The organism is Paenibacillus sp. FSL H7-0690, from assembly GCF_037980415.1.
GTDB classification, from domain to species: Bacteria; Bacillota; Bacilli; order Paenibacillales; family Paenibacillaceae; genus Paenibacillus_AQ; species Paenibacillus_AQ odorifer.
In genome coordinates this window covers 5,198,488-5,210,742 of the sequence record NZ_CP150281.1, presented here as the reverse complement: position 1 = coordinate 5,210,742, position 12,255 = coordinate 5,198,488, and the positions used below count along the sequence as shown (strand labels likewise).

At 36.4% G+C, this 12,255-nt stretch carries 13 protein-coding genes; 6 read left to right on the top strand and 7 right to left on the bottom strand.

What is annotated here, in order from left to right; translation table 11 throughout:
- Positions 1-159: 159 nt before the first annotated feature.
- Together MHI32_RS22970 and MHI32_RS22965 are read right to left on the bottom strand one after the other, a co-directional pair.
- Positions 160-354, bottom strand: coding sequence for a hypothetical protein (locus MHI32_RS22970; protein ID WP_340010987.1), 195 nt, complete (start codon positions 352-354; stop codon positions 160-162).
- Complete coding sequence (locus MHI32_RS22965) at positions 351-1,520, bottom strand: tyrosine-type recombinase/integrase (protein ID WP_340010985.1); 1,170 nt, start codon at positions 1,518-1,520, stop codon at positions 351-353. The genes MHI32_RS22970 and MHI32_RS22965 overlap by 4 nt, the downstream gene beginning before the upstream one ends.
- A gap of 632 nt (positions 1,521-2,152) precedes the next feature.
- Here MHI32_RS22965 and MHI32_RS22960 point away from each other — a divergent pair.
- Together MHI32_RS22960 and MHI32_RS22955 are read left to right on the top strand one after the other, a co-directional pair.
- Positions 2,153-3,232: a hypothetical protein gene (locus MHI32_RS22960; RefSeq protein ID WP_340010983.1), complete on the top strand. Its 1,080-nt coding sequence runs from the start codon at positions 2,153-2,155 to the stop codon at positions 3,230-3,232.
- Positions 3,233-3,367: 135 nt separating this feature from the next.
- Complete coding sequence (locus MHI32_RS22955) at positions 3,368-4,453, top strand: hypothetical protein (protein WP_340010981.1); 1,086 nt, start codon at positions 3,368-3,370, stop codon at positions 4,451-4,453.
- A 120-nt stretch (positions 4,454-4,573) separates the two neighbouring features.
- Here MHI32_RS22955 and MHI32_RS22950 read toward each other — a convergent pair whose 3' ends face one another.
- The 5 genes from MHI32_RS22950 to radC form a co-directional block, all read right to left on the bottom strand.
- On the bottom strand, positions 4,574-4,699 hold the full coding sequence (locus tag MHI32_RS22950) for a hypothetical protein (RefSeq protein ID WP_340010979.1): 126 nt from the start codon (positions 4,697-4,699) through the stop codon (positions 4,574-4,576).
- A gap of 29 nt (positions 4,700-4,728) precedes the next feature.
- Positions 4,729-4,908 carry a hypothetical protein gene (locus MHI32_RS22945; protein ID WP_340010977.1) on the bottom strand — a complete coding sequence of 60 codons (180 nt, stop codon included), beginning with the start codon at positions 4,906-4,908 and terminating at the stop codon, positions 4,729-4,731.
- Between the two features lie 330 nt (positions 4,909-5,238).
- Positions 5,239-5,808 (bottom strand): hypothetical protein, encoded by a 570-nt coding sequence (locus tag MHI32_RS22940; protein ID WP_340010975.1) that lies wholly within the window; start codon positions 5,806-5,808, stop codon positions 5,239-5,241.
- Positions 5,809-5,868: 60 nt separating this feature from the next.
- On the bottom strand, positions 5,869-6,210 hold the full coding sequence (locus MHI32_RS22935) for a helix-turn-helix transcriptional regulator (RefSeq protein ID WP_340010972.1): 342 nt from the start codon (positions 6,208-6,210) through the stop codon (positions 5,869-5,871).
- Positions 6,211-6,392: 182 nt separating this feature from the next.
- Entirely contained in the window at positions 6,393-7,004 is a 612-nt protein-coding gene (gene radC / locus MHI32_RS22930) for a DNA repair protein RadC (RefSeq protein WP_340010970.1), read from the bottom strand.
- A 398-nt stretch (positions 7,005-7,402) separates the two neighbouring features.
- On the opposite strand from radC, the gene MHI32_RS22925 reads away from it, so the two are divergent.
- From MHI32_RS22925 to MHI32_RS22910, 4 genes are read left to right on the top strand one after another with little or no spacing between them, the layout of a single operon-like run.
- A complete protein-coding gene (locus tag MHI32_RS22925; protein ID WP_340010968.1) occupies positions 7,403-8,557 on the top strand; it encodes a hypothetical protein in 1,155 nt (384 codons plus the stop codon).
- Between the two features lie 12 nt (positions 8,558-8,569).
- A complete protein-coding gene (locus MHI32_RS22920; RefSeq protein ID WP_340010966.1) occupies positions 8,570-10,306 on the top strand; it encodes an ATP-binding protein in 1,737 nt (578 codons plus the stop codon).
- Between the two features lie 12 nt (positions 10,307-10,318).
- The gene (locus tag MHI32_RS22915) at positions 10,319-10,864 is read left to right on the top strand and encodes a hypothetical protein (RefSeq protein ID WP_340010964.1); all 546 of its coding nucleotides are present in this window, start codon (positions 10,319-10,321) and stop codon (positions 10,862-10,864) included.
- 53 nt (positions 10,865-10,917) lie between these two features.
- Complete coding sequence (locus MHI32_RS22910; protein WP_340010962.1) at positions 10,918-12,117, top strand: hypothetical protein; 1,200 nt, start codon at positions 10,918-10,920, stop codon at positions 12,115-12,117.
- Positions 12,118-12,255 lie beyond the last annotated feature (138 nt).

The window sequence follows — 12,255 nt, the reverse complement described above, 5'->3', positions numbered from 1 at the left end:
AACAACAAGGGTTTCAGCTCATTAGAGCTGGAACCCTTGTTTGTTTTTAAGATGGTTTGCTAACATTTTGCTAACGGTGCCTCTTTTTTGGTGTGGATTCGAGGTTTCCGGTACGCTCGGAATGATGCTTGTACCGACTTCACGACGAAGGGTTCTAGCTCATGCTTTGCGTTCGAGAATTCTGTCACGCTCCATTCTCAGTCGCTGGATTTCTGCTCTAATGACTTCTTTACGGCAAGATAAAGTATTTTTGTCGCTGTACTCCAAAGCAAGCTTTACGTGGAGTATGGCAATGTCCAGCAGCGCAGAATTGACCGCCTCATTATCTAAAGCTCTCCAAGTTTTGTACTTCATTGAGCTGCTTCCTTTGTTTTCTTAGAAAATAGATCGTTGATCTTTTGTGCTGTATCTTTTTTAGTCTCCATATCAATGTGAGTATAGGTATTGGCTGTAATGCTGATAGTTGAATGCCCCAGCCATACCTGGATTTCTTTCAGGCTTACGCCATGCTTAATCAAGTAGCTGGCTGTCGAGTGCCTGAGATCATGAAATCTGATGTGCGGCAATTCGTTCTTTGCCAGTATGTCCTTGAATTTGTGGTTCAGATATTCTGTCTTCATGGGACTGCCATCAGGCCAGCAGCATACAAGACCACTATCGACGTAATCTTTGCCGTATTGCTGTTTGTTTTTCTTCCGCAGTTTCTTTAGATGTAATAAGTAATCCTCGAGTTTCTCCATCAAAGGAAGAATGCGCTGGCTGCTCTCGCTTTTTGGTTTCTTTATGACAACTTTTTTGCCGATCTTTACACGAACTTCTCTAATTGATATAGTCTTTTCTTCAAAATTGATGCAATCCCACTTTAGCCCAAGTACCTCGGAACGTCGAAGTCCATAATGAGCCGCGAGATAGACTGCCGATTCTATCGGTGTACCAAAACAGACTTCAAATAACCTTTCGAGCTGTTCGACAGTATAATAGCTGGCATTAAATTTCTCCTGTTTTGGAAGTACGATTCGATCAGCGGGATTAAACGGAATCAAGTTCATTCGCACTCCGAATTTCAATGCACTCCTGATATTGGCATGGTGTCTTCGTAGCGTTTTAGCGGATAAGCCTTTTACGCCTGTTGTTGGATCGTCTTGATGCTTTGTCTCGTAATATTTTTGCAGATGCATGGGTTGTAATTCTTGGAGCAGAATATCATTCTTACTCTTAAAGTAGGGGATGATATGCTTTGTTACAATCATCTCATAACCTTCCCAAGTCGTTTCCTCAACCTCGCTTTTAATAACGTTATTAAGCCAATCCAGCATGAAGTCGATGAATTTGAGTTTTCGCTGTGGAAGGACAAAACTGTTGTTGTCCATCTTCGTAAGCGTTTCTCTCAGGAATTTCTCGGCATCTGATTTCTTTTCGCATTTAGTATTAATCCACTTTTGCTTCCGGTTCCCGGACTCGTCCTTTGTTTCAACAATGATGTACCAGTATTGATTGCGTTTACGTAAGCTACCTTTCATGTGCTTCGACCTCCAATGATTTATTTGGATATGAAAAAGACAGGAGCGTAATTGCCCCTGTCTGCGAAACTGCCATTTGATTACATGTATTTAGATAAGTCCATTCGTGCTTTGCTTAGAATATATTCTTTTACACTTAGTATGGGAATTCTGTACGTATGTCCAATTTTTATGGACTTAATTTCGCCGGATTTCAGTAGTCTATAGGCAGAGTTTCTGCCAATTAACAATATGTCTAAAAGCTCTTCGACGGTAATAACTTCTGGATAATCTTGCAGCATCAATGCTAATCACCTCCTGTTCGTGGTAATAATATATATTTGACTGCTACGACAGTACGGTTCTGAAATCGTTATCCCGTACCTTATGTTATCTGTTCATGCCTCACGTTGTTATTTTTCACCTTTCTCGGTTATTGTCTGTATGTCATGGACTTCAAAAACATATCAAGTTATAGTAAAAATACGGATTCCCAAAAATCCCAAGTATCCCGGAATTCCCAAAAGTATTTGAGCCCTAGTTATTGCTGTAAAATGTATACGATAATATGCTTACAAACATAAATCTTATTTGATTATCTCAATGTAAATGGATAAATTATTTATTACTCACGACGATAAAAGGGTGACATTATGGTTAATGACGTAGGTATTCATTGCTCTGAGAAATACGTGCATTATATCAATCGGAAAAAGAATCCCAGAGGATTTGAACGGATAGAAGAAACTATAGCTGAGATGAATGCTGTTTTCTCAGAAATGTCCGAGGATTTTCTTATTGAAGACCACAAGATGATGAAAGTGGCGCGAAAAAGAATTAATCAAGCAAAGGGTGAAATAGAGAGCGAGGAAACAAAATGGGCTGAAAAGCGAGAAGGAAAGGAAACAGCACGAGGTGCATTCATTTGCAACTTCTTTGTTGTTCCAATAAACCGTCTTCGCGTTTACGATTTGCAGAAGCAGAAGACTACAGAAGTAGGGCTTAATGTTAAAGTCTACACCCGAATCAACAAAAAAGAATATAAGTGTATCGAACTTGACTTACTTAACGAAACGTTAGCTAATTCCAAATGGATTGACCCTAATTTTCTTGACTATGACTTATATCTTTACAGAGAGAATTTATACGCCTACTTATTAAGAGCGATCAGGCTTGCAACACGATTGTTGGAAGACGATGATGAGAAGGTGATCTTTAATGACGAAATAGGATGGGTCAATTATTTTTGGGGCGTAGATGAGGACGGTTATGTTTGTTATATGAAAGAAAAGCAGCCTTTAAAGTGGAAGGAGTCAGAGATTAAGGAAATAGAAATTGACCCCATGAAGGTTAATGCTATTACCTTTTTGAAAGTAGTTCAAAAACTTATAGATGACTCCAAATTCCAACCAATGAATGATTCATCAAAGCTTAAAGATGGCATTATTGGATGGGAGAGTACTGTAAGTTGGGCAATTAAATTTGACGAGCTTAAGTCCTATGTAAAAGAAGCAGTGAAGAGAAGTAGCAGGAATTTTAAAATCGACAAAAAGCTGTATGCTTTCCTGAATAATCAAGGAATACTTACTATTGAGGGGCATGTGGAGGAGAGATTTCGACCTGACACGAAATTCGGCAAAGGTAACGAACGGGCATTCGTGTTGGATAAAAAACGGTTTAAGGAGTATTTAGACGAAAACAAAGATACTACAGAATATCAATTAAGTACATGAGCCATCGGCTGCTCATGTACTTTTTTATTAGAATACAAACATCACTTTGACACTTAAATAATATACCCTCTCCGGCAGTTACTCCTCTTAGAACTGGCTTCGGCATTGGTGGGTGGTGGATAAGGTGATGTTTTTATGACTATAGATAAGTTATACCTTGTATATGAGATGACGGAATCAGAATATCGTGACACTTCCACAAAACTGAAAGCCTATTTTAAAGGTTCTCGGCATGAACTGCGGCGAGATAAATGGGATAAATCTGTGTATGTGACTAATGGATTAAACAAATATGGTTTTCAAGAAATACGATTACGCCGGGTATGGAAGTATCGCTCTATTGAAATACGTTTGCGCCCGGAGCTACTTGAAATAATTGACGATTCAAATTACTATGGGCTGACTCGCATCAGTGCCTTTGGAGAGGTTGGAACGAAGTTTGACTACATCATGAAAGATATTATTGGCCTTAGTGTGCCACCCTTCTTTGAATGGACTGCAAAGAGAGTTGAATATACCGTTGACTTATGTGTTGGAGAGGCGCTTATTCCTAAATTATTATTCCTGTATAAAAAAGGAAATATACCGCATTATATGCTAAACAATAAAGTCACACATAAATACTTCGACTCGGAAACAAATATGTACCTGAATGCTACTACGGTAACGGTACATTGGTATGATAGGTTCAAGACCCTACAGGAGAAAGAGAAGAAGTCAAAGAAGCCATACAAGGATTACAGCGGAACGAAGGGGATTATGCGGTTTGAAGTTCAATGCAAGGACGGTAATGAAAAAGTCCAAGATGTGTTGTCCGTGGATCGCTGTCAACAGCGGTTGTACTTCTTTTACTATTCAATTATTGGGTCAGGGGATTATTATACACTTGATAAAGCAAAAGAGATCATCCAGGAGAAAGTTAAGAATGCTAAAAAGAGAATGTCTCTAATCCGATTTCTTGAGTTGATCAATCAATGCGGTAGCGTATGTGACGCTAAATCTCAGTTTCCAAACCAATTGGAGTTTTCGAGCGGCACACAGAGTCAGAAGCAAATCATGGACAGGTTCAGTAGCAGACTTTGTAAATTGCGGAAGCTGGGTATCAATCCGGTATGTCTTCCTCCTGAATGGGGTATTAGTATGCTCCCGAATTTGGATAGCAAGATACACGAATACTTTGAAGATCAGTACTGTGATAGAAAAAAAGAAGGAAGCTTATAGCCTCCTTCCCAATGTACTGTCTATTTACAACTTCTGCCTTAACTCTCTGGGTAAATCTTTTTTTGAATAAAATGAAGCCCGCCATAAATTAATTTACGGGCTTCAAGTGACTAGTTTTCGTTATTCTTCTTCTCTATACTTATCGTACAAATCTTGTGCAGTTTCGACCACATCGAATTTGTTTTCAATCGTTTGGTTCACTGCATCTACAGCAGACTCTGCTACACGTTCCCAAAAATCACTCATCGTCTCATTCCTCCAATAATTTATTTTGATTAAAGTTTCCAAGCTTTAAGGCTGCTGAGTGTTCCATATCCAACACCAAAGAAATAACCAACGGCTGTTCCTGCACCGGGGAAAATTGCTGTGCCAAGCGCAGCTCCTACTCCTCCTCCAATTAATGCACCTGCTGCGGTCAGTGCTGACTTCCCGGCAGTTTCAATTGCTTTATCCATGAATCTCACCTCCTCTCAGGGATTAACACAAAATAAACGGGAAGAGCTAATGCTCCCCCCCTCTACTGATGATTCTATTTTGTTTGCTGCTTATTGCTTAAAGGTGGTTTGAACACTCGAACTAACTTTAATAGATACCCGATCAAGTAAAACGGCGTTACTGCCCAGCCAACAAATACAGACAAGATGACTTTGTAAACGATATAATTAGAGATTGTTGTAAATACAGTGATGTTACGTTGTAGCTTGCTTATGAATTTCCAACCAAACGGTATAGAAAGAAGAACGTATATTTCAATCATGGCTTTAGATCCTCCAATACAATCTGAATTATGTCTTTTGAAGAATAGTACCTTCTTGTTTTTTGAAGGATAGAGTTGCTGAATTAACAGCATTCTGAACAATAGGGTTGGCATTATAGGCATGTATGTATTCTTTGATACCTGGATTATGCCGATTAGTAATCATACTCTTTTTCTTGAATTTTGAAATGACAGAATACGTCTGTTTTTTCTCGTCAATCCAGATTGTATGCACAGTCTTATTTTTAAATACAAAGCGAACACGCCCCCTCCCTTTTTCAACTGAGAAATCAGGATGGGCGAAAGTACCCAACCGCTCGTATAACTGTTCATTTGTAATCAGTGCCGACATAGGATGATTTGCGAAGTTTAACTTCAATAACCTCACTCCGGCCATTCCGTTTACAATCATATAGGCCAAAGCCCATCCAATAATGAAACCAATAAACAAACCAAATCCCAGACCTCCGATTATCATAAAAGCAATGCATGATACAGGAATTAAGCCGTAGTACCATTTTCTATAGCCCTTAATAGGATTCTCTAAGACTATAGGTTCTTGGGCAAATGTAAGCTTGCCTGAAGCACTGTTCATCATTATATTTCCTCCAATATGATTGATATGCTATTTTTCAATAACTAAAAGACCAACTTCCCTTTAAGTTTCTTTCTTGTTTTCAATAATCATGTTTGTGTTGTCCATCAATACTTCCAGTAGACACTGCTTAATGGTTTCAGGGGTTATAGTTAAAGCTGACGGATGGCAACCGCTTCTCACACCTCCCTTCGGATCATACAAAGTTAATAAATCAACTAAGGTGATCTCCAGAGCAACTGAGATTTGTTCTAATATTTTGATCGTAGGATTCTTTTCTCCACGTTCGATCTGCCCAATGTAAGATGTGTTTACCCCTGCACTTAGTGCAAGCTGCTCCTGACTGAAACCATTTTTCAACCGTAAAATCCTAATGTTTTCCCCAATAGATTCGATGCTATTCATTTCCCTTCACCCCTAATCAAACGATAGAATTTTTTGGAAGGAGGCTCAACAGGATATAGTGCGGATTTCAATGCCTATAGTAGAGAATTGATACGCAGTGTGGTTAAACCGTGGATAAAAGCACTTAAGAGAGGTCTTTACATCTGATTATTTGAGGAATATACAAAGGAGTTAATGTATTTTTATAAATGATCATGCTCCTTCAAACTATAGAAACGGTTGCCACCAATAATTATATGATCAAGGACTTCTATTCCAATGATTTCCCCAGCGGCTATGAGTCGTTTTGTCAGATTAACGTCCTCGATGGACGGCTCCGGATCTCCGCTCGGGTGGTTGTGAGCGCAAATGAGTGAGGCGCTACAGCGTTTAATTGCGGTCCTGAATACTTCTCTAGGATGCACAATAGCGGCGTTTAAAGAGCCTATTGATATAATCTCCTTAGAAATCACACGGTTTTTTGTATTGAGGAACAGACAGGTGAAGTATTCTTTTGTAGAATATCTGAAATCAGGCTCAAGCAGTTCAAATGCATCTTTAGGACTACGTATTTTAACTTGTTCTTGCGATGCTGGAATTGTGAGCAGTCTGGCCAACTTTAACATTGCGGTAAGCTGTCGAGCTTTTCCCATACCGATCCCTTTTATTCTCATTAATTGTTGTTCAGATACATCCATTAATTCTGTTGTCGTGGGGAATTCTTGAAATAGTCGCTGTATAGCATAGCTGTCAGGCCGTTCTCTTAAGGACTCGGATATCAGTTTCTTTAGTTCTTCATTGTTATGGTGATTCATAATAACGCCTCCTGATAATATTTTGGGGAAATAAAGAGTCGGACACATTTAATTGTGTCCGACTCTTGTATTAGTTTAGCCTCTCGCGAGGGCTACCTATCAAGCATAGGTATCAGGGATATAATATAGAATTGAATTTGTTCGATGTACGCTTGATTTGTTAATAATTTCAAAGTATAAAATAATCATCATCAAAAAAGGGAAATGGAGGAAATTGTCGAATTTTAATTCTAATAGCATCTAGTACCTTGACCGGATTAGATTTAAGTTATGAAGACTCTCAATTACTTATGTAACAGCAATACATAGAACTTGAAACAAACCTTAAATTTTATGAGGTCAAGGTACTAGTAGCATTTGTTGTTCTCATGATATTGTGCTTGGAAGGAGTGGATACAGTGCAAAGAGGTGCTACGGATTTATTAGAGGATGAGTCCGATGGAGGGTATTACGCTATAAAAGGATTCCTTTACCAATTTGATTCGACTTTAATGACCATATTGATTAATCCGAAAAGCGATATTAACTTTGAACAAGTTCAGGATATTGCTTACGAAGATTATGTGATACAAGTTAAACATAAGGAAACTCAAACCTACTCTGAGAGCAAAGTTAGAAAACCGATAATTCAGTTAATGAACTTATTTCAAAAGAATAACCAAAAAAAATATTCTTTATATTGTTATTTTAAGGATATGCCCTTACAAGATAAGGTACTGAAACTTAGTGAATTAGACAGAATTTTAGGAGCAGAGAAGTCAATCTACAATCGTACCTTTAAAATTAACTTTTTAAGAAACTTTATCATCAAATTTACTAATGACTATAGCACACAGTTTCAAGAAACCATAGGCTTAATAAATAAAACATTTGGTTGTAAAAACATGGAAACAGCCGTATACTATCATTCAATTTTTCGTTCAAAACTTTTAGAGATGGCAATACAAAATAGAAGTGAAAGAAAATTAAATATCGGATCGCTTCATTCTTATTTAAAAGATGTTAAGTATGTTATATTCCATGCAGCATATGCCGATTTCCTTAGCAAAGAAAAGTATGAATTGACTGTGAAAAAGAGTTTTTTTACTATGAAAAAATTAAATATTGATAATTACGAAAGACTGTTTATTATACCTGTCGATGATCGATGCGATGAATTTGTCTTGCTGACAATAGTAGGAAGAATATTTCAAAAATTTCATCGTCCTGATAAATCCCCCCCACCTTATGTTGTTTTTAAAGATATCTGTAATGATAAATTGAACTTAATAAAGCAGACATTGATTGATAGAAAAATAATGTTCAATGATGGAACGTATTTTAATGGTGATAAATTCAGAATTGAAAAATTAACTGCAATCGAAAAGAACACGATGGTCAAGATAGTGGAATATAAATCTCTGGAAGAAATCATGTCAACTATTTCTTTTCAAGAGGTCTATCATTTTTACTTAGATACAGCCGCATTATTAAATGTAGAAAAGTTATTGAAATCCAGACATTATCAAATACAAATTGATGAAGTTGAGCAGATAGCTAGAATGATTACTTAGGAGGGCTACATTATGGGGAATTTTGAAACAGAAAAAAAATTAGCAAGGGTCATTTCGGTACTTCCTAACAAAATTAAAATTGAAGTTAGTGATATTGAAAGGTTTAAGCTAGAAAGTGATAAGTTTTCAGTTGGTACTTATCTAAGAGTATCTGATAGCGAAGACTGTGCATTAATTTGTATTATTGAGAATTTTTCAATTCAAAAAAATGAGAATGAAAAGAATGAATATATTTTGGAAGCAATGCCGATCGGGTTCCTGGATTCGGATGGTGTTTTTACAAGAGGAGGAAATAATATAGCAATACCTCCGACTGATGTTGAGCCTGCTAAGATGACGGAAATTCAAGGGATTTATGAGAATATTGAAACTGAGAAGAGATTCTGTTTTTCTTCATTGTCTCAAGATGTGAGTATTAAAGTGCCTGTGAACGGTAATAAGTTCTTTAATAAGCATATTGCGGTTGTTGGTTCAACTGGATCAGGAAAATCACACACTGTAGCAAAAATATTGCAGAATGCTATTCTTGAAAAAGATGGATGTGAATTCCAGGGGTTGAATAACTCGCATATTGTCCTGTTTGATATTCATTCAGAGTATTTATCAGCATTTCCAAAAGCTAATTACATCGATATTGAAAATTTAGTTCTTCCATATTGGCTAATGAATAGTGAAGAACTTCAAGAATTATTTATTGACACGGAGGCTAACGATCATAATCAGCGGAATGTATTTAAAGAGGCTGTGGTACTTAACAAAAGAAAACATAATCCTGCCGTAAATCCAAAGCATATTACATACGATGCTCCTTATAAATTCAGCATCAATGAAGTTTTAACCTATATTCAAAACAAAAACAATAATCGGAAAAACAAATCCAACAAAATCGTTTGGAAAGGCCATGACGAAAAAGAACTTGAGATAAATCAAGACAATATCAGCCTAATGTTTGAAGGCTTATTAGAACCAGCTTCTAGTGCCAGTTCTAATGGGCCTAATCATGGTGATTTTTTGAACTTTATCTCAAGGATGGAGAACAAGCTTAATGATGAAAGGTTAGCTTTTCTATTAAAAGACAAGGCTGAGACAATTGGATTTAGAGAGGCAATCACTCAATTTTTGGGATATAATGTTAAAAATGATTCGGGTATACAAAATCATAATATAACAATCATTGATTTAAGTGGAGTTCCTTTTGAAGTCTTGAGTATTACTGTATCATTAATCTCTCGATTGTTATTTGAATATGGTTATCATTTCAAAAAAAGTTTCAGTGAAGATTTTGACAAAACACCATTACTACTTGTTTATGAAGAAGCACATAAATATGTTCCGAAAATTCAATCTGCAAAGTACAATTCTTGCCGGGTTTCAATTGAACGTATAGCAAAAGAAGGTAGGAAGTATGGAGTTTCTGCAATGATAGTTAGTCAGAGACCGTCTGAGATATCAGAAACAATTTTTTCTCAATGTAATAATTTTATTGCTATGCGGCTAACCAATCCTGACGATCAAAACTATGTTAAACGTTTGTTGCCGGATAACTTAGGGCCGCTTACAGATTCGCTTTCAACCCTAAAAGAAGGGGAGGCGATATTAATTGGTGATTCGATTGTAATGCCTTCACTGGTTATTATAGATAAGTGTGAGATGACTCCTTCATCAAATGACATAAATTATCTGCAGGAATGGAAAAAACCTTGGGCTAACGTGCATTTTGAAATATTGGAAAGAAATTGGATAAAGTGAGGGGATGCAAAAATGGATGGGATAATTAGGGAGCTAATTCCTTTGTTTGAGAAAGCCAATACAAGGTTTCTCTTAGAACAAGATAAATTAATCCTCAGTGGTGTATCCGAACGAACTTTATGTGGATCGTTAATGATTTATCTTCAAGAGGCGCTAAAAGCAACTACTTATTCAGAATACTATGTAGATGTTGAATACAACAGAAACAATGGAAAAGTAAAGACTATAATAAATGAGAACATTGAAGCTATACCTATTAATTGTGACATCATAATCCATAGTAGAGGCGAGAATATATATCAAGATAATTTAATCGCATTAGAGATGAAAAAATCATCAAATAGGAAATCTGCAAAAATTAAGGATAAGAACAGATTAATTGCCCTAACTAAAGATAGATTCGATGATGTCTGGTCATTTGATGGTACAAGTCATCCTGATCATGTTTGTAGATACGGGTTAGGCGTATATTATGAAATTAATGCGGCAAAGAAGGAAGTGTACACTGAGTATTACTTAAGGGGAAAGCTAACACATACAGAAGTGCTTACTTTTTGATCTGGTCTTAGATCACTTAATTTCATTTAACTTTACTAGAGGTGGTAGAGAATTTGATAGATACAGAGTATATGTTAAAGCGATTGAGTGGAGGAGAATTACAGCGGCTTGCATTTGAGTTGTTACCTAGAATGAATCATGAATGGGATGGGCTTATTCATAGTGGAGCAGTTGAGGGTACTTACAAAACTAGAAAGGGTACACCTGATATGTGGAAGGAGTCTGACGAAGGTGATCTTATTTATGTTCAAGTGACGACTGATTCTAAATTCGGAAAAGTTTATGAGGATATCGCTAAAAGTATTGAGCAGCTTTTGGAGCTGCAAAGAGCTGAAGGAGCACTGTGTATAGCATTTGTAAATACTGAACCTCAGTCTAATGAAATACTTCGATGTAAAGCGGTATGCCAGCAGAATGGCTGCCGATTTGAAATTTTTCATAATAGTAAAATTGCAAAAGCGTTGGACCAAGTGTTTAACTATGATTTACGAGAAAAGTTTTTGAATATAGCACCGGATACAAAAAAGAATGAGAAAGTGGTTTTAATTACTCCAGTACAGAAGAGTGAGTCAACTTCAGAGCCTCAAATTTTTATTTTCATAGGAATGATTCTAAGCGTCATTACAATGGTGATCTATTTAAGATATCAATCTCTTATCTTCTGGACAGGAACTATCTTTTTTGTTGCAATGGCTTTACTTGCTGCGCATCGAATATACAACCTTAAAAAGAAAAATATATTTAAGAAATTAGATTTCAAATATAAAAGAGCACTTTGGACTCCTGTATTTTGTTGGGTAGGGGCTATAGGGGCTATAAGTGTTACGAATTTTCCCATTTATAATTCTGAAGGAATTGGATTAGTTAAAGAGCAAATAATCCAAAATGGAATGAATGGCATTGTGTCACGTATCATGGAGTTGTCCTTTCAAAATACAATGGATTTAGTATTCCTTTTAGGACAAGCACTATCCTTATTGTTTCTTTCCTTTTTATCTTTGCTTCTGCTTACTTTTGAAGTCTTTCATACAACACATCTAATTTTGAACAAAAGTAAACGCTCGAAGAGTTTTGTTTTTAAATTTCTTGGTTGGATCAATAAACGAACATCATTTTCGCAGTCACTGATTTTCTTAAACGTCTATTTGATCGTAGTGAGTATATTATTCGGGAGTGGTCTTTTTGCAATTATCATTCAGGGATTTCAAAATTCTACTACCTCAGTTTTAAATCAAGCGATTGGCTTAAAATAAATCGAAGCTGATGTGAAATTCCTTGAAGAAAGAGTGATATTATGACTTTTAAAGAAACTATTGAACTTTTTATGAACCAGGTATCAGATAGCTCATATGAAATATATGGTTTTTATAAGTTCTTATTTTCTGAAAAAG